Below are 17,392 nucleotides of genomic sequence, written 5' to 3' on the forward strand. Positions count from 1 at the left end.
GGGTCGAGCTGATAGCCCTGAAAGCCGAAACCTGTGTAGGCCTCACGAGCGCCGGTATTGCCCTCAAGGACCTCCAGCGTGAGTTTGCAGCAGCCGCGCTCCACGGCAGTCCGCTCGGCGTGGGCCTGCAGGGCCCGGGCAATGCCCCGGCGGCGGAAGTCCTGGTGAACGATGATGTCGTGAATGTTCAGCAGCGGCTTGCCCGCGAAGGTCGAGAAGCCTTCCACACAGTTGATCAGCCCGGCAGCACGGCCTTCCTGGTAAGCGATGAAGCTCAGCACCGTGGGCCGCTTGCACAGCTCGGCCGGCAGGCGACTGCGCAACTCCGCGGTCATTGGCTGACCATTGCCGCTGGGGCTGCGCATGTAGTGGTCGAGCAGGTCGAGAAAATCTGCTGTGCAGGCAGGGTCGTCGAAATCCACAGGCCGGATAGTGGGAGTGTTCATTGCCACGTGTTTGCCTTAGTGGATCAGGGACAGGGTGTAGATGAAGCCAGAGGTAATGAAGGTCAACACCAGGACGACTGCACCCCCCGCAGCGAGGATGGGGGTGTAGCTGACGATTGCAAAGTGTCGGCCACACTTGCGGCAGCGGAAGTACTCGGTGAAGTTGATCCCGGCGAAGCGGTGCGGGTGCATCCGTGAAGGGCGGACGTCGAGACTCTTGCAGTGTATGCAGTGGGGGCTCGACGGCCGGGCAAAGGCGAAGCGCCGTGCCGGTCGACGCTTGGCCTGATCGCGGCCGAAGGTCCGTGCTGCGGGTTTCGGCTCGATGGGGGTGGGCATCTCGCTGTCGGGCCCGGCATTTTCGTCGGCCTTTTTCAGCTGACGGTTGATCTGCCTGCGACGGAAGAGGAAGAAGGCGAAGCCGCCAGCGACGAAGGCAAAGAAGACGGCCAGTCCGACGGTGACATAGGGCCCGACCACATTCCAGATGGACTCCAGGCTGGGGGCGGATACCTCCGCGGGGGCCTGCTGGGCGGAGGCTGTCTTGGCGGGTTCGGTGGCTGTGTTTCCCTTGAGTTCCTTGAGCTTGTCGTGGCCGTTCCAGGCCGCATCGGCCGGCGACATGCCAGCCCGGGCGAGGAGGATAGCATCGTCGAACACAAAGCCGGCTTCCCACCAGGCCAGCCGGTCGCTGGGGGAGAAGCCCTCACGTTTCCATTGGCTCGGGTCTGACTGGTCCAGTTCGGACATCAGGCTGCGGCTGGTCTTGGCAGAATCGAGCCACTGTCGCGCTTCGTCCGGATCGAAGCCTTTGTCTGACCAGGTTCGGGCGACCAAGGGGGTGAAGCCGGCGCGCTTCCAGTTGACAGCTTCGTTTGGTGTGAGGTTGTAGGCCTGCCAGTCTCGCGCCTCCAGGGGCGTCATGCCGGTGTTCTCCCAGCGGCTTATCTTGGGAGGGGGCGGCAGGGCAGACTCTCCAGCGGAGGTGCTGACCTGGGTTGATGCCTGTCCGGGGGCGGAGGGCGTTTGTGCGATGGCCGGTGTCGCGAACAGGGCGAATGCCGAAACGGCGGTCAAGAATACTTTCATGGTATTGGCACCATAAAACAGTGAGCTTTCAAAGTTGTAGCGGAAGTTTTTCAAAGGTGCGACATAAGTCATATTGTCGCTGCCTTTTCAGGGGGTTCAAGGCAGCGCGTTGACACATTTCATATGTTTTCCGCATGGCGTGTGTGTGTTTCTTGCCTTTCGGTGTCGTGCGGGAGGGGGCCGTCTCCAATGGCGGCGCCTGGCAGGCTGTCGCATTTCGCCCGATGAAAGGCGTATTGTGAGGATGTCGAAGGTCAAGACCGGTTAGTGTCCCGGAGAGTGTGCATGCATGAGATGTCACTGGCGGAGGGTATCCGCCAGCTTGTTGAAGAGGCTGGCCACCGACAGGGGTTTCGTCGCGTCCGGACCGTGGTACTGGAAATAGGTCAGCTGGCTGCAGTCGAGCCAGACAGTCTGCGCTTCTGCTTTGATGTGGTGATGCAGGGCGGGCTCGGGGACGGGGCTGCCCTGCAGATAGTCAGGGTTCCGGGACAAGGCTGGTGCCTGCAGTGCGAAACGCATGTGGACATTGCCGAGCTTTACGATCCGTGCCCCTGCTGTGGAGGGTACCGGGTCCAGGTGACCGGCGGCACGGAGATGCGGGTGAAGGAACTGGAAATCGAGTGAAGGTGTTATGACATGTGCAATGTATGTGGCTGCGGGGCCGGAGAGGCCCGAATCGACGACAGGGCGCCGGAGTTGAGTGGGCAGAACACTGCCGGAGTGTTGGCCGGGGGGGGCGTGCCGCAAGGTTGGCGTCCGGCCCCTGAGCACGACGCCGTTCATTACGGGCGAGGGCCGGCGGGAGCCCAAGTCCCAGGAATGAGTCAGGCGCGGATGGTCAGCATCGAGCAGCGCATCCTCGCCAAAAATGATGGTTTGGCGAAAGAGAACCGGCGCTGGCTGGCCGAGCGTGGCATTCTGGCCCTCAATCTCGTCTCGAGCCCCGGAGCCGGCAAGACCACGCTGCTGGTCCGCACCATTGAAGCCCTAAAGGCCCGGGTGCCCGTGAGTGTGATCGAAGGTGACCAGCAGACTAGCTTTGACGCAGAGCGCATTCGATCCGCCGGTGCGCCGGCCCTGCAGATCAATACGGGCAAGGGCTGTCATCTGGATGCCCTGATGGTCGGCCAGGCCCTGACCCGACTGGCGCCGCCCGTTGAAAGCGTGTTGCTGATAGAGAACGTGGGCAATCTGGTGTGCCCTGCTGCTTTTGACCTGGGCGAGAAGGCCAAGGTCGTGGTGCTGTCTGTGACCGAGGGGGACGATAAACCCCTCAAGTATCCGGACATGTTTGCCGCTGCCAGTCTGATGCTGATCAACAAGACGGACCTCCTCCCCTACGTGGATTTCAACATGGAGAAAGCCATCGATTTCGCCCTGCGAGTCAATCCCGCCTTGGCCGTGATTGCTGTTTCTGCCACCACGGGCGCCGGCTTGGATGCCTGGCTCGACTGGGTGCATGCCCATCTGGACAAGGCGCGGGCCGTTTGCCGGTTGCCGGCGGGCACCGGAACGGATGGGGAGTCATGACCGTATGCTGATGTTTGTCGATCCAAGCCGCGTCGCCCGTCGTCTGCGCGTGCGTGGCGTAGTGCAAGGGGTGGGCTTCCGGCCCTTCGTGTATCGTTTCGCCACTTCCCTCGGTCTGGTGGGGTGGGTGCGCAACGATGGCGGTGGTGTGGAGATCGAGATCCAGGGCAGCGAGCCTGTGCTCGATGCCTTCACTCAATGTCTTGCCACCGAGGCGCCGCCTCTGGCCAGGGTGGATGCGATCGAGCCCGAGGTCATTCCCCCGGACCTGTCGCGCAAGGATTTCGCCATCCTGCCCAGCGTGGAAGGTGCGGTGGCCACGGCCATCGGCCCCGACGTGGCAGTGTGCCCGTCCTGCCTGAGCGAACTCTGCGATCCAGACGACCGGCGCTGGCGCTACCCCTTCATTAACTGCACCCATTGCGGCCCGCGCTACACCATCACCCGGACGCTGCCCTACGATCGCGCCCGCACCAGTATGGCTGGCTTCGCGCAGTGCCCTGGCTGCGAGGCTGAATACCGTCACCCGGGGGATCGGCGCTTCCATGCCGAGCCTAATGCCTGTCCGGCTTGCGGGCCGCAGTTGAGCCTGTTCGAGCCCCATGGGGTGCGCGCCTTGGCGCGGGACCCGGTGGCCGAAACCCTACGTCGACTGAAGCTCGGCGAAATCGTGGCCATCAAGGGGCTGGGCGGCTTTCACCTGGCCTGTGACGCATCCAGGGCGGAGAGTGTGGCCCGTCTGCGCGCGCGCAAGCAGCGCCCCCACAAGCCTCTGGCCTTGATGTGCGCGAATGTGCCCAGTGCGGCGCAGTGGGCTCGCCTGTCGGCTGCCGAGGCGGCAAGCCTGGAAAGCCCCGAGCGGCCGATCGTCCTCCTTGGCAAGCAGTCGTCCTTTGATGGTGCGCTGCCGGGTGTGGCCCCAGGCCTCGACGAGGTTGGTGTGATGCTCCCCTATACGCCGCTTCATTACCTGCTCTTTCACGAGGCGGCAGGCCGCCCCGCCGGTACTGGCTGGCTGGCCGATGCCCACCCCCTTGTGCTGGTGATGACCAGTGCCAACCCTCATGGTGAGCCGCTGGTGCAGGGCAACGATGAAGCCTTCGAACGGCTGGGAGAGATTGCCGACGTGCTGCTCATGCATGATCGGGACATCGTGGTGCGCTGTGACGATTCTGTGCTGCGCGTGCGTCCCGATCTGCCCGCAGGCCCCTGGGAGGGAAACGGCGGGGGGATCCAGTTTCAACGCCGGGCGCGGGGCTTCACGCCTCTCTCTCTGCCCCTGCCCGATGACGGCCCGGCGGTGCTGGCTTTCGGCGCCCACTTCAAGGCTACTCTGTGCCTGACGCGAGGGCGCGAGGCCTTCCTCTCCCAGCACATTGGCGGGCTCGACAATCCGGCGGCGTGCACCGCGCTGGATGAGGCCGCCGAGCATCTGCAGACCATCCTGTCTGTACGGCCGGCGGCACTGGCCCACGATGCTCATCCGGACTATTACTCCACCCGCGCCGCCCTGGCCCTGGCCGAACGCCTCGAGATTCCGGCTATTCCAGTACAGCACCATCATGCGCACATTGCGGCCGTGTGCGCCGAGCATCGCCTTGATGAGCCGGTGCTTGGTTTGGCTGCAGATGGTGTGGGGCTCGGCACCGATGGCATGCCCTGGGGGGGCGAGTTGCTGTACGTGGATGGGGCGGCGTTTCGGCGTCTGGGGCACTTGAGCCCGTTGCCCCTGCCCGGTGGTGATCGGGCCGCCCGCGAGCCCTGGCGCATGGCCTGTGGGGTGCTCCATGCCCTCGGTCGTGGTGAAGAGGCCATCGCGCGCTTTGCAAGCCGACCGAATGTGGAGCAAGTGCTTGGCATGTTGCTGCGGGGGACCCGCTGCCCACCTACCACCAGCCTCGGACGCTGGTTTGATGCCGCAGCCGGTCTGCTGGGGGTGTGCGAGGACATGACTTACGAGGGGCAGGCTGGGATGCTGCTCGAAACCTTGGCCCATCGCTTCGGTGCCTGTTTGCCCCTGCCTGGTGGCTATCACATCGATACGCGAGCCGAGACGGGCTTGTCCGTGCTCAATCTCTATCCGCTGCTCATGCAACTTGTCGATGAGAACGATGCTGCGCGCGGAGCAGCCCATTTTCACGCCACCCTGATTGAGGCGCTGACCCAGTGGGTGGACGACGCAGCCCACGTCACCGGTATCCGCAGTGTGGTACTGGCGGGGGGCTGCCTGCATAACCGCTTGCTGTCAGCAGGCCTGCGTCATCGGCTGCAGGCCCGGGGGCTGGCCGTTTTTGAGGCCCAGCATGTTCCCCCGGGCGACGGTGGCCTCGCCCTTGGTCAGGCCTGGGTGGCCCGGGCCAGCCTGCGCCAGGGTGTGATCTGAAGGACGGAGCCGAAAAGCATGTGTCTCGCCATCCCGGCCCGCGTGGTCGAACTCCTGCCCGACGGCCAGGCTCTCGTGGACCTGGGCGGCGTGCGCAAGGCGATTTCCCTCGAACTTGTGGACGCGGTCTGCTGTGGCGATTACGTCATCGTGCATGTGGGCTTTGCCCTGGCCAGGCTCGATCCCGAGGAGGCTGCCCAGACCCTGGCCCTGATGCGTGAGGCCGGCATCGATACCGGCGGGGAGTTTGCCCCGCCGTGAAGTACGTGGATGAATTCCGCGATGGCGCCCTGGCCCGGGGGCTGGGGGCGGCCATTGCCCGCGAGCTGCAGACCGGTCGGCGCTATGCCTTCATGGAGTTTTGCGGTGGTCACACTCATGCCATCTCCCGTTATGGAGTGGCTGATCTGTTGCCCGCCGGTGTCCGCATGGTCCATGGCCCCGGTTGCCCGGTGTGCGTGTTGCCCATTGGCCGCATCGATCAGGCCATCAGTCTCGCCCTGGATCACGGGACGACGGTGTGCACCTACGCCGATACCCTGCGAGTCCCTGCCTCGGGTGGCCGTTCGATGCTGCGGGCCCGGGCCGAGGGCGCTGACATCCGCATGGTCTATTCCGCCACCGACGCGCTGGAACTGGCATGCCGGGAGCCCGCCCGTCAGGTGGTGTTCTTCGCCATCGGCTTCGAGACGACGACGCCGCCCACGGCCGTGGTCATTCGCCATGCGGCCCGTCTTGGACTGAAGAATTTCAGCGTCTTGTGCTGTCATGTGCTGACGCCAGCTGCCATCACCGCGATCCTGGCTTCACCCGCCGTCTCCGCGCCGGATGCCGTGCCGCTGGATGGATTTGTCGGTCCGGCCCATGTGAGTACCGTCATCGGCAGCCGTCCTTACGCGGGGTTTGCTGCGGCCTTCCGCAAGCCGGTGGTGATTGCCGGCTTCGAGCCCCTGGATGTGATGCAGGCCATTCTCATGCTGGTGCGTCAGGTGAACGACGGCCGTGCGGAGGTGGAGAACCAGTTCACCCGGGCCGTCACCGCCAGCGGCAATCTCAAGGCCCAGGCCCTGGTGTCCGAGGTCCTGGTGGCGCGGGATTCTTTCGAATGGCGGGGACTGGGAGAGCTGCCTGCGTCTGCCCTCCGTCTGGCCGATGTTTACGCCGACCTTGATGCGGAGCTGCGTTTCGGGCTGAGCTATCGACCGGTACCGGACCACCCCGCCTGTGAATGCGGCGCCATCCTGCGGGGGATCCGGGCTCCGCGTGAATGCAGTTTGTTCGGCACCGTCTGCACACCTGAGAACCCGATGGGCTCCTGCATGGTGTCGTCCGAGGGGGCGTGCGCTGCGCACTATACCTACGGGCGTTTTCGTGATTTTCCTATTGTTGCTGCGTGATGGAGCACCGTGTGCAAGTGCTTGTATCAAAAGGATGCGATCCCGTTCAGGTGATGTCTGCGCCGGTGTGAGGGATTTCCCGAAGAAGGGGTCAACCTTGCCTTGCTGCGGCCGATAAGCGCCCATGGGCCCGTTTCGAGGTCCGCAAGGAGACATCAGAGTGAACCTGTTCAAGAGCCTGCGCGGCGCGCCTGCACCGGGTGTTGTGATCCTGCAGTGCCGTGCGTCCGAAGTCGTGGCAACCCTCGCCGCAACTTCGATATCGCCCACCTTCATCAGTGGTTACGTATCACCCCATGTGGACATTGATCCGGTAGCCCGTGCTGTCGCGGCACGCTTTCCAGGTGTACCGGTCATGCTGTGCTCAACGGCTGGCGAACTCTGTGGAGACAACGAGAGTCTGTATTGCCGTACCGGTGACAGCTGGGACCGGGTGGTGATCCAGTGCTTTGACGCCACGCTCGTCGCCCGTGCCCAGGTTGTGGCCGTGCCCCTGGGTTGCGAGGACCTGCGCCGCGGGCAACGGGAGGTTTCCGTGAGGGAACGGGTGGCCCGTATCGCGCGCAACATCGAGTCCGCGCGGGTGGACCTGGATATCGATCACCGGGACACGCTGGCCTACATACTCTTCGACGGCCTGTCTGCTTCCGAGTCCTTCTTCATGGAGGCGCTCTACGATTCTGGACGCTTCCCCTGCCTGTTCGTGGGCGGCTCGGCCGGCGGCAAGTTCGATTTCAAGAACACCTGGATTCACGACGGCAGCCGCCGTCTCGAGAATCACGCCTTGATCGCCTTCCTGAAAATGCCCCGAGGTATCCGCTTTGGTGTGTTGAAGAGCCAGAACTTCGTGCCGGATGGGCCCCACTTTCCGGTCATCGGTGCATCGCTGGAGCAGCGTCATGTCAGCCAGGTCATTGATGCAGAGGGGCGCATCGTGCCGTTCGTGGATGCCTTGTGTGCCCATTTCCGCTGCACGCCGCGGGATCTCGAAGGCAAGCTGGCCGACTATTCGTTTGCGATCCAGGTGGGCAAGGAGATCTTCGTACGCTCCGTCGTCAACGTCGATCTGTCGGCTGGGCGGGTGAACTTCTACTGCGACATCTCGCCGGGGGAGGAGCTGCTGCTGGTCAGGCGTACCAGTCTGGTGCAGAGCACGGAGCAGGATTTCCGCGCCTTCATGGCTGGCAAGCCCGGAGCGCCGGTAGCCGGCATCCTCAATGACTGCATCCTGCGCCGCCTCTACAACGACAAGGAGCTGTCGAAAGTCGGTTCGGCTTTGCCCTGCAAGCAACTGGCGGGCTTCTCGACCTTTGGCGAGATCCTCGGCCTCAACCTGAACCAGACCCTGACGGCGGTGTTCTTCTTCCGGGTGCCGGAAGGCACATCGTTCCGCGACGACTACGTGGACAACTTTGTTGCCCACTACGGTGAATTCAAGGCCTTCTTCCTGCGACGCCAGAGCGCCAAGCTGGCTGGCTTGTCGCGGGTCATCGTCAAGCAGATTGCCGACTACCAGTCCCAGGCTTTCGACAGTCAGCTCGATCCGTCCAGTTTCGACGACAACATAGCCTGGTCGTGCATGGGCTGAACAGCCTGGGTCAGACCCTTCGGGAGTCCCATGATATCCGCGACGATACCGCCCGGCAGCTGGAGTCCTGCGCTGGCGATCTGTATGCGTCTGTTGGCAGCCTCACCGGTCATATCCAGGAGCAGGGCAGGGTTGTGCATGCTGCCAGCGATACGGTGGGTGAGCTGACCCGGCAGGCCGCCGACGCCGCCGACAGCGCCCGCAAGCTGGCCGATGCCAGTGGACGCATCCAGGGGGTAGTGGAGGTGATCCAGCAGATCGCTGATCAGACCAACCTGCTGGCGCTCAATGCCGCCATCGAAGCAGCCCGGGCCGGCGAGGCTGGCCGCGGGTTTGCTGTGGTGGCCGACGAGGTGCGCAAGCTGGCCGAGAAGTCCCGCATGAGTGCGGGTGAGATCGGTGCCGACATCTCGACGCTGGCCAGCGAGATCGGTCGGGTGGCGGGAGAGATCGAGCGCCAGGCGGGGGATGTCTCCAACCTCTCTGGCCTGTTGTCCGACATCGAGGCCTTCAGCGGCAAGACCGCGGGCACGGCCGATCACACCAAGACAGTGGCGGACACCCTCAAGAACCTTACCGGCAATCAACGCGTCCTCGCCTGAAGCGGGCGGGCCGCAGTATTCTGCGGGGGGCGCTGCAGATTCGAGCTGCACCGCCCCCGCCCATGAGAGATAACCCCACGCTCCCCGCTATGCGGCTCGTTGCCCCCCGAGGGGGGGCTTTTCATCCTGGCGCGGCCCAGCGATGAAAAAGCCCTATCTCCGCCCCCTCGACCTGCGCCATGGCTGTGTGGACCTCTCCCATGGTGGAGGCGGCCGCGCGATGGTCCAGCTCATCAACGAGCTTTTTGGCAGGGCCTTTGACAACCCCTGGCTGCGCCGGGGCGACGATGGGGCTGTGCTGCCGGCGCCCGGCCCGGGGGAGCGGCTGGTCCTGGCTACCGATGCCCATGTGGTGTCGCCGTTGTTTTTCCCCGGCGGGGACATCGGCAGCCTGGCGGTGCACGGCACCGTCAATGATCTGGCCGTGATGGGCGCGCGCCCGCTTTACCTGGCAGCCAGCTTCATCCTTGAGGAGGGCTTTCCCCTCGCCGATCTGCAGCGCATCGTCAAGAGCATGGCTGCCGCTGCCCTTGCGGCCGGGGTGCCTGTGGTGACTGGTGATACCAAGGTGGTCGAGCGGGGCAAGGGCGACGGGGTCTTCATCACCACGACGGGATTGGGGGCCCTTGCTGCCGGGCGGGATCTTTCCGGTGCAAATGCCTGCCCGGGGGATGCGGTCATTGTCTCGGGCACGATGGGGGATCACGGCATGGCGATCATGGCCCGGCGGGAGAACCTGGCCTTCGAGTCCGACATCGTCTCCGACAGCGCGGCCCTGCATGGCCTGGCGGCGCTAGCCCTGGAGGCGGCCCCGGGCCTGCGGCTGCTGCGGGACCCGACCCGCGGCGGGCTGGCGGCGACCCTCAACGAGATTGCCCAGCAATCCGGTGTCGGCATGATTCTCGACGAGGCAGGGATTCCCGTCTCCCCCCAAGTTGCGGCGGCATGCGAGTTTCTGGGGCTCGACCCACTGCATATCGCCAACGAGGGCAAGCTGGTGGCGGTGTGCCCGGCGGAGGAGGCTGTCGGTCTGGTGACCGCTCTGCGTACCCATCCGCTGGGGCTGCGGGCTGCATGCATCGGTGAGGTGACGGCCGATGTGCACCGTTTTGTGCAGATGAAGACGGTGCTCGGCGGGCGCCGGATGGTGGATTGGCTCGCGGGCGAGCAACTCCCCAGGATCTGCTGATCGCCTGAGCTGCGTGGTTGCGCGCGAGCCTTACTGGCGTCCGCCGAAGCGGTTCTCCTGGCCTCTTCCGCCCTGTCCTCCGTCGCCGCCATGGCCCCGGCGATTGTCCATGTCCGGCGGGGGGCGGAAACGTGAGTTGGGTTCACCAGGAGGCCGGGGTGCCTCCATGCGTGGCGCCTCCTGTCGCGGGGCGTGCTGCTGGCCCCAGCCGCCCGGGTTTGGTTGGGGGGCGGCCCGGGGTGGTGATACGGGCGGCATCGGCTCCTGCCGAGGAGCACGCTCCCGATCATGACGAGGTGGCATATTGCGGTGGTCGTCCCGCGGGCCATCGCGACGTCTGTCGTCCTGCCAGCGGTGATCCCACTCGTGGTCCCGACCAGGATTCCAGCCGGGCTGCCAGCCCGGCCCCGGATGAGGTGCGATGCGCGGGGGCGGGGGGCGATGTAGCGCAGGCGGCGCGTGCCGCCAGTTGTGACGGTCACCGTACCAAGGGCGGTCCCGATAATGATGCTCCCAGTAGTCACCCAGGATGAAGCTGATCAGGGGGATGCCGAAGGAGGGGCCGTACTGGATGACCGGCAAGGGTTCGCCGATCCAGGAGAAGCTCAGCGTGCCGCTCCAGGCCCAACCCCGCAGGCCATCCGGGGTGATCAGGTCGCACCACTGGTAACCCTGCAGGCACCCCAGGACATCGACCTCCATGCCGGGAAACAGCACTGAGATCTGTGGGTAGTCCGGCCCGGGGCCGGCGTGCAGGCGCAGAGGCTCGGTGATGTAGGCCGGGCGGGCATCTGCCGCCGCGGGTAGAAGGGCTGCGGCGAGGGTCAGGGTGCGGAGCAGGGCGGGCAGGGGCATGGCGGGTGTCCGCGAGGGAGGCGGTCCTGAAGAAAAGGGGTGGGTATGGTTTATCAACGCGCCTGGCGGGGGGAGGACCGACACCCGACTGTAAGCGCAGATTTCGTTCCGCGGGCAAGCCTGTCATCCCCCCCTGTGCCGGTAAAGTTGCCCGCCGACTCGCCGTTGAAGGGGCAAGTCCCTGATTCGCGAGGAGTCCGCCATGAAAATCGCTGCTGCCAGCATGGATCTTGCTGCTACCCACCGGGCCAGCAGTACAGTCGAGGTGGAGGAGCGCCTCAGGGCGTGGATAGGGCCGCGCCCCGGCGCATCGGACGAGCGTCCGCCAAGCCACGCGGTGGTGGTTTCCGATGCGGCACGGCAGGCCCTGGACCTGGACAAGGCTGCACCCGCTGCCCCGGCGTCTAATGATGAGCTTGAGGCCGATCCGCAACTCGAACTCTTGCGTTCGATTGTCGAGATGCTTACCGGCCGGCGTATCCACCTGATGTCCGCTTCCGAGATGAATCCCGATGAGGTGGCGGCGGAGGCTGCCCGCTCGACGGCGGCCGCTACGCGCGAGCCGGAGTTCGGTATCGAGTACGATCGCACGGAAACACGCACCCACAGCGAGGAAACCCGCTTTGCTGCGGCGGGGATGATCCGCACGGCGGATGGCCGCGAGATCGGTTTCAGTCTCGAACTGTCCATGTCGCGTAGCGAAACGGAAACCAGTCAGTTCAGCCTGCGGGCCGGCAATGCCGTGAGCAAGGATCCGTTGGTGGTCAATTTTTCAGGGAACGCCGCCAGTCTGAGCAGCCAGCGCTTCAGCTTCGATCTGATGGGTGACGGCAATGAGGTGGCGATGCCCCTGTTGCAGCGGGGCAGCGGTTTCCTGGTGCTTGACGCGCTGGAGGATGCTCAGGTGACTTCGGGCCGGCAGCTCTTCGGGCCTGCCAGCGGTGACGGCTTCGCCGATCTCGCCCGGCATGACAATGATGCCAATGGCTGGATCGACGAGGCCGATCCCGTGTTCTCCCGACTCGGGGTGTGGACGCCGGATGCCCAGGGCGGCGGTGCGGTGATGAGCCTGGACGAGGCCCGCATCGGCGCGCTTTACCTGGGGCGGGTGGCGACGCCCTTCACGCTCAAGGAGGGCGCTGAAGATCTCGGTGCTGTGCGCAGTTCGGGCATTTATGCCCGCGAGGACGGTAGCGTCGGGACCTTGCAGCAAGTGGATCTGAAGGTCTGAGCAGTTTCGGGAGCGGGAGCGTCAGGCAGGGCGCGTCGTTTTGGTCCGGAAGCCGGCAGGGACGCTTGCCGGGCGCCTGGTTTCGTAATTGAAGAAGATGATCCCGGTCTTGCCTCGCGCCACTTCCCGGCCGCTGGCCTTGTCGGTGGCACGCCATACCAGGTCGCAGCCGTACTTGTTGAACTCTGCCGGCGCCATTTCGAAGACCAGGGCTTCGCCGTGGAAGGCTTCGGATTTGTACTGCAGCGCCGCGTCGGCGACGACGATGCCAACGCCTTCCACATCCAGTTCGGTGTAGCCCAGGTGCTTCAGGAAGCGCACCCGGGCTTCCGACACCAGGCCGACCAGGGCCGCGTTGTCCAGGTGGTGCCCGTAGTTGATGTGGCTGATGTAGATCGGGATCTCGGTGGCAAAAACGAAATGTTCGGGCAGGTCGATGGATACGCGGGTCATGGTGGTTTCTGGAAAGGGGAGATTCGGCGTGTCCCGAGATTATCGCAGCCTGGCGGCGTCCGCCGTCTGTCAATTGCACCCGTGCCCCCCGGCGGGCAGAATGATCCGTCTGTCCTGACTGTGGAGCGGCCGTGGAGCGATTCACCATTTCCCTTGATGAAGAACTGGCCCGTGAGTTCGATGCGCTGATTGCCGCCCGGGGTTACTCCAACCGGTCCGAAGCAGTGCGCGACATTCTGCGTGCCCAGATCGAAGCCAGTCGCTTGTCCCGCGAAGAGGCAACTCACTGCATTGCCAATCTGTCCTATGTCTATAACCATCATGAGCGGGAACTGGCTGAACGGGTGACCCATGCCCAGCATGAGCATCACGACTTGTGCGTGGCGACGCTGCATGCCCATCTGGATCACGATAACTGCATGGAAAGCGTCATCCTCCGCGGGCCGACTGCCTCCGTGCGTGCGTTTTCCGAGGCGCTGATCGCCAAGCCCGGTGTCCGGCACGGTGCCCTCAACCTTGTGACAGCCGACTGTCGCAGCCTGCCCCACGTCCATTCTCACGGTGAGGCGGCCGGCGCGGACGAGGAGCATGCCCATCCCCATGTGCATTATCGTCCCCGGAGCTGACTGACGCCCTCGTGTGAGCTTGGCATGATTGTTGTATGAACTAAACTGCTAAGTTCATAACTTTCGTCCGGATGCTGGCCATGCACGACCTCCCTTCCGATAGTCTCGCCCTCGTTCTGCTGGTATTCGTGCTGGGGCTGAAGCACGGTTTCGATGCCGATCACCTAGCGACCATTGACGGCCTGACGCGCTACAACGCAAGTGTCCGGCCGCGTCTGGCGCGATTTTGCGGGAGCCTGTTCTCCCTTGGCCATGGTGCGGTGGTGGTAGCCATCGCCGTCGGTGCGAGCCTGTTGTCCCAGGGCTGGGCGGCGCCTGAGTGGCTGGAAAGCTCGGGCACCTGGATCTCCATCACTTTCCTGATTCTGCTCGGAGTGCTCAATCTGCGTGCGGTGTACGCTGCCGCACCGCACGAAATGGTGCATCCGGTGGGGCTCAAGGGGCGTTGGGTGGGGCGTTTCGGCCGGGTTACCCATCCCGGAGGCGTGGCCCTGGTCGGTGCCATGTTCGCTTTCTCCTTTGACACCGTCAGCCAGGCGGCATTGTTTGCCATGGCGGGTGTTCAGGCGGGAGGATGGATGCCGTCAGCGGGTCTTGGGCTGACATTCATGCTCGGCATGCTGCTGGCCGATGGCGCCAACGGATTGTGGATATCCACGCTGATTGCGCGGGCCGATGCCACCGCACGGATCGCCTCCCGTGTGATGGCGCTGGCCGTGGCCGGTATCAGTCTGCTGGTAGCGGCGTGGAGTCTGGTCAGGATGCTTGCTCCTGCCCTTGATGCCTGGGGTGAGGGTAAGGCCCTGTTCTTCGGCATGGCCGTGATCGCAGTGATCTTCACGAGCTTCCTGCTCGGCCTGCGGCTGGCCCGGGGGCGCGAGCCCGCGTTGGAGGCGCCGGGCTGATGCCTCCTGCCGGTACTCACGTCATGTCTGTTCGGGCCCACTGATTGCTGACAATTCTGTACGATCCGCATCCTTGACCGCGCTTAAGGCTGTTTGACCCCTGAGGCGGCAAATTGCAGAGTCGGCAAATGACCTCTTTCAGTTCGATCGCATGCGCGGACACATTGCCCATCATCAAGAGTCTCAATTGAAATTCGAGAGCACCCCCGCCGCTGAGGCCCATTCCCATCCGTCAGAGACTCGAGCGCTCCGGCAGGTCTTGCGCTTGAACGTCTGACGATGGACAAGGGGCTGGTCTACGCCATCGGGGCATCCATCGTCGCCCACGGATTGGTGCTCGGGTTTGGAGGTGGCTTGCACACGGCCAGCGTGGAGGCGCCGCGCATTCTCGAAGCCCGTCTGGCTCCCGAGCCGCCCCCCGCACACGCCCCCGAACCGCCTCGCCCCCAAGCAGCCAGGCCTGCCGTACCGGTGTCTCAGCCACGGCAAGTCAATGCTCGGCCACCCCAGGTGGTGCGCCATGCCGCGCCGGTACCGCACCTGATGACCGACCAGCGTGCCGACGTATCGGCTCCCGCCGTGGTCGCCACGTCTTCTCCTGCGCCAACACCCCTTGCGTCCGTCATGTCGCCGCCGGCTCCCGCGGCAGCCTCAGGCAGTACCGGCACGCCCGCAGGGCCGTCGGTCAACACCGGGGTGGCGGCCTACTCGCCACCGGGCTTCGGTGCCAGCTATCTTCACAATCCCAAGCCGGCTTATCCCATGATGGCTCGCCGGCGAGGGCTGGAAGGGGTGGTTCGTCTTGATGTGCGAGTTTCTGCTGAAGGCATTCCCACCGCGGTTAAGGTGCGTGAAAGCTCCGGGCACGAGTCCCTCGACGAGGCGGCACTGACTGCCGTATGGCACTGGCGCTTCTCCCCGGCGCGGCGCGGTGGCGAGCCGGTGGAGGGGGCTGTTGTGGTGCCTGTCCGCTTCAATCTCGAAGGCGATGCCGCCGGCTGAGCAGCTAAGCCCAACCTGACTTCACGTGGAGAATAAATGTCCCTGCATCTCTGGCTAGGTTTCCTGGCCGCAGCCCTGGTGGTTGCTGTTTCTCCCGGTCCGGGCGCGGTGCTGAGCATGAGCGTCGGGCTGCGCCATGGTTACTGGCACGCACTGGCGGGTATTGCCGGGCTGCAGACGGCGCTGCTCCTGCAGTTGAGTTTGGTGGCGACAGGACTGGGGGCTTTGCTGGCGGCGTCCGAAACGGCCTTTCTGGTTGTGAAGCTTGCCGGGGCGGGCTACCTTGTGTGGCTTGGCGTCAGAAAGTGGCGTGCGCGGGTGGACGAGGGGGAGGCTGCAGCGCTCGGTCCCGATGTGCCCGAAGGCTTCTACCGCCAGGGCATCCTCGTCAATCTGGGGAATCCGAAGGCGATCGTCTTCATTGCTGCACTGGTGCCCCAATTCATCGATCCGGCAAGGCCCCAGCTTCTCCAGTTCCTGATCATTGCTGCGACGATGTGTAGCGTGGATACGCTGGTGATGTCGTGCTACGCCCTTCTCGCCAGTCGCTTCAGGGGTATGACCAGCAGCCCTCGGGCCGCCTTGCTCCAGAACCGCATCTTTGGTGGGCTCTTTGTCAGTGCCGGCCTGCTCCTGGCGGTAAGCTCAAGGAAGTGATCAGGCCGCGCTCCTGGCGTCCGCCGCGAGCTCATCGAGGTTTGCCTCATCCAGGGCAAGTTCTGCCGAGACCATGTCAGCCCAGTCGATCCAGTCGGGCGACATGCCGTCGCGCAGCCGCCGGCCCACCGCCAGAAGCATGGCAATCCGCTTGGGGGCGTCGTTAAGACGACTGGCGCCTCGTGGATCATGATGGGCACGGATGGCCTCACAGACATCGGCCGGCAACTTCCAGTTGCGGGCGACGAGGAAGCCTGCTGCCGCGTGATCCGTTCCGCTCAGCGCATCCAGAGCCCGGGCGCCGGCTTCCAGGGCGGCCCCCCGGGCGCGAAGTACGTCGATATGTTCCGGACTGCGCTTGAGGACCACGGCAATCCCAGCGTCCTGCATCAACGCAGCCAGATACGCGATATCTGCCAGAGCCTTGAATGAGGTATGACGAGCAGCCGCGTAGGTCAATTCCGCAGCCTGGGCACTTGCAGACCACAGCGCCTCGACCACGGAGGCATCCAGGCCGCTGCACTGACTGCGCAGGGCGGTGCTTGCCGCAGTGGCCATGGTGCGAGTGCGTCCCAGCATGGTGATGGCCTCCAGTGCGGAGCGAGGTGCGCTGCGGGGGCGGAACACAGGAGAGTTGGCAACCCTCAGCAGTGCGCCGGTGATGGCCGGGTCCTGGCTGATGGCGGCGGCGAGCTCCCTGGGCCCCGCGTTCTCGTCTGCAGCCGCCGCCTGAAGGCGCAGAAAACCGGGCCCCGGGGCTGGCAGCACGACACCGCTGGCCAATACCGCTTCAATGAGTACGTCCTTGCCCATATTCCTAGACCCCTTTGCCGTGGCTTTTGTGCGACGTTGCTATTACAGCACACACAAGAAAATTTTTTGGAAATAGCGTTTGACAGTGTGTTGCAGGCTGCCTATAATGCGCGCTTCTCGCTTGGAGGGGTTCCCGAGCGGTCAAAGGGATCAGACTGTAAATCTGACGGCACTGCCTTCGAAGGTTCGAATCCTTCCCCCTCCACCAACGGTTTTATGCTGTTGCTCCATGTTTGTGTTTAGGCATGAAGTGGTGATTGTGAGTCGTGCGTTGTAAAGCGGGTGTAGCTCAATGGTAGAGCAGAAGCCTTCCAAGCTTATGACGAGGGTTCGATTCCCTTCACCCGCTCCAGGTTGAGTGTGTGGAAGCTCATGTAGCTCAGTGGCAGAGCACTCCCTTGGTAAGGGAGAGGTCGGCAGTTCAATCCTGCCCATGAGCACCATCCTTCTGGGTGCTGCAGCCTTAATTGGTTTCCGATTTCCTGATTTTTTTGCGGGGTTGATGATATGGCTAAGGAAAAATTCGAGCGGAAAAAGCCGCACGTAAACGTTGGCACGATTGGTCACGTTGACCATGGCAAGACCACGCTGACGGCTGCGATCACGACCGTTCTGTCGCGCAA

19 protein-coding genes and 3 tRNA genes are annotated in these 17,392 nt (G+C 64.2%); 17 read left to right on the top strand and 5 right to left on the bottom strand.

All coding sequences use genetic code 11. From position 1 onward, the window contains the following. On the bottom strand, nucleotides 1-446 hold a 446-nt coding region (locus tag ACIQ09_RS17875; RefSeq protein ID WP_398313030.1), incomplete at its 3' end, for a GNAT family N-acetyltransferase. Between the two features lie 15 nt (nucleotides 447-461). Further along, on the bottom strand, nucleotides 462-1,535 hold the full coding sequence (locus ACIQ09_RS17880) for a transmembrane domain-containing protein (protein ID WP_398313032.1): 1,074 nt from the start codon (nucleotides 1,533-1,535) through the stop codon (nucleotides 462-464). 294 nt (nucleotides 1,536-1,829) lie between these two features. Between ACIQ09_RS17880 and hypA the strand changes: the two genes are divergently transcribed. From hypA to hypE, 8 genes are all read left to right on the top strand, one after another. Continuing rightward, a complete protein-coding gene (gene hypA, locus ACIQ09_RS17885) occupies nucleotides 1,830-2,162 on the top strand; it encodes a hydrogenase maturation nickel metallochaperone HypA (protein ID WP_398313062.1) in 333 nt (110 codons plus the stop codon). 195 nt (nucleotides 2,163-2,357) lie between these two features. After that, nucleotides 2,358-3,068 carry a hydrogenase nickel incorporation protein HypB gene (gene hypB, locus ACIQ09_RS17890; protein WP_398313034.1) on the top strand — a complete coding sequence of 237 codons (711 nt, stop codon included), beginning with the start codon at nucleotides 2,358-2,360 and terminating at the stop codon, nucleotides 3,066-3,068. Nucleotides 3,069-3,078: 10 nt separating this feature from the next. Further along, nucleotides 3,079-5,451, top strand: coding sequence for a carbamoyltransferase HypF (gene hypF, locus ACIQ09_RS17895; RefSeq protein WP_398313036.1), 2,373 nt, complete (start codon nucleotides 3,079-3,081; stop codon nucleotides 5,449-5,451). 18 nt (nucleotides 5,452-5,469) lie between these two features. Beyond that, nucleotides 5,470-5,712, top strand: coding sequence for a HypC/HybG/HupF family hydrogenase formation chaperone (locus ACIQ09_RS17900; protein WP_398313038.1), 243 nt, complete (start codon nucleotides 5,470-5,472; stop codon nucleotides 5,710-5,712). Next, entirely contained in the window at nucleotides 5,709-6,848 is a 1,140-nt protein-coding gene (gene hypD / locus ACIQ09_RS17905; protein ID WP_398313040.1) for a hydrogenase formation protein HypD, read from the top strand. The genes ACIQ09_RS17900 and hypD overlap by 4 nt, the downstream gene beginning before the upstream one ends. Before the next feature lie 160 nt (nucleotides 6,849-7,008). Beyond that, nucleotides 7,009-8,436 (top strand): FIST signal transduction protein, encoded by a 1,428-nt coding sequence (locus ACIQ09_RS17910; RefSeq protein ID WP_398313042.1) that lies wholly within the window; start codon nucleotides 7,009-7,011, stop codon nucleotides 8,434-8,436. Between the two features lie 155 nt (nucleotides 8,437-8,591). Beyond that, entirely contained in the window at nucleotides 8,592-9,038 is a 447-nt protein-coding gene (locus ACIQ09_RS17915; RefSeq protein WP_398313064.1) for a methyl-accepting chemotaxis protein, read from the top strand. A 142-nt stretch (nucleotides 9,039-9,180) separates the two neighbouring features. Further along, nucleotides 9,181-10,227: a hydrogenase expression/formation protein HypE gene (hypE, locus tag ACIQ09_RS17920; RefSeq protein WP_398313044.1), complete on the top strand. Its 1,047-nt coding sequence runs from the start codon at nucleotides 9,181-9,183 to the stop codon at nucleotides 10,225-10,227. Between the two features lie 30 nt (nucleotides 10,228-10,257). Here the strand turns inward: hypE and ACIQ09_RS17925 are convergent, their stop codons facing one another. Continuing rightward, nucleotides 10,258-11,082 (bottom strand): SH3 domain-containing protein, encoded by an 825-nt coding sequence (locus tag ACIQ09_RS17925; protein WP_398313046.1) that lies wholly within the window; start codon nucleotides 11,080-11,082, stop codon nucleotides 10,258-10,260. 202 nt (nucleotides 11,083-11,284) lie between these two features. Between ACIQ09_RS17925 and ACIQ09_RS17930 the strand changes: the two genes are divergently transcribed. After that, complete coding sequence (locus ACIQ09_RS17930) at nucleotides 11,285-12,313, top strand: hypothetical protein (protein WP_398313048.1); 1,029 nt, start codon at nucleotides 11,285-11,287, stop codon at nucleotides 12,311-12,313. Nucleotides 12,314-12,334: 21 nt separating this feature from the next. On the opposite strand, the gene ACIQ09_RS17935 is transcribed toward ACIQ09_RS17930, so the two are convergent. Then, entirely contained in the window at nucleotides 12,335-12,766 is a 432-nt protein-coding gene (locus tag ACIQ09_RS17935; RefSeq protein ID WP_398313050.1) for an acyl-CoA thioesterase, read from the bottom strand. Between the two features lie 131 nt (nucleotides 12,767-12,897). Here ACIQ09_RS17935 and nikR point away from each other — a divergent pair, with 131 nt between their 5' ends. From nikR to ACIQ09_RS17955, 4 genes are all read left to right on the top strand, one after another. Then, nucleotides 12,898-13,392, top strand: coding sequence for a nickel-responsive transcriptional regulator NikR (gene nikR, locus ACIQ09_RS17940; protein WP_398313052.1), 495 nt, complete (start codon nucleotides 12,898-12,900; stop codon nucleotides 13,390-13,392). Nucleotides 13,393-13,472: 80 nt separating this feature from the next. Further along, nucleotides 13,473-14,297: a nickel transporter gene (locus tag ACIQ09_RS17945; RefSeq protein WP_398313054.1), complete on the top strand. Its 825-nt coding sequence runs from the start codon at nucleotides 13,473-13,475 to the stop codon at nucleotides 14,295-14,297. A 279-nt stretch (nucleotides 14,298-14,576) separates the two neighbouring features. Then, nucleotides 14,577-15,299 (top strand): energy transducer TonB, encoded by a 723-nt coding sequence (locus ACIQ09_RS17950; RefSeq protein WP_398313056.1) that lies wholly within the window; start codon nucleotides 14,577-14,579, stop codon nucleotides 15,297-15,299. 36 nt (nucleotides 15,300-15,335) lie between these two features. Beyond that, nucleotides 15,336-15,956, top strand: coding sequence for a LysE family transporter (locus ACIQ09_RS17955; RefSeq protein WP_398313058.1), 621 nt, complete (start codon nucleotides 15,336-15,338; stop codon nucleotides 15,954-15,956). Here the strand turns inward: ACIQ09_RS17955 and ACIQ09_RS17960 are convergent, their stop codons facing one another. Further along, nucleotides 15,957-16,769, bottom strand: coding sequence for an HDOD domain-containing protein (locus ACIQ09_RS17960; protein WP_398313060.1), 813 nt, complete (start codon nucleotides 16,767-16,769; stop codon nucleotides 15,957-15,959). Nucleotides 16,770-16,892: 123 nt separating this feature from the next. On the opposite strand from ACIQ09_RS17960, the gene ACIQ09_RS17965 reads away from it, so the two are divergent. The 4 genes from ACIQ09_RS17965 to ACIQ09_RS17980 form a co-directional block, all read left to right on the top strand. After that, nucleotides 16,893-16,977 (top strand) — tRNA-Tyr (locus ACIQ09_RS17965). 70 nt (nucleotides 16,978-17,047) lie between these two features. Next, nucleotides 17,048-17,121, top strand: a tRNA-Gly gene (locus tag ACIQ09_RS17970). A gap of 16 nt (nucleotides 17,122-17,137) precedes the next feature. Then, nucleotides 17,138-17,212, top strand: a tRNA-Thr gene (locus ACIQ09_RS17975). Nucleotides 17,213-17,276: 64 nt separating this feature from the next. Further along, the coding region (locus ACIQ09_RS17980; RefSeq protein ID WP_374247302.1) for a GTP-binding protein at nucleotides 17,277-17,392 on the top strand (116 nt) is incomplete at its 3' end.

It is taken from the genome of Zoogloea sp., assembly GCF_044344315.1.
GTDB lineage: Bacteria > Pseudomonadota > Gammaproteobacteria > Burkholderiales > Rhodocyclaceae > Zoogloea.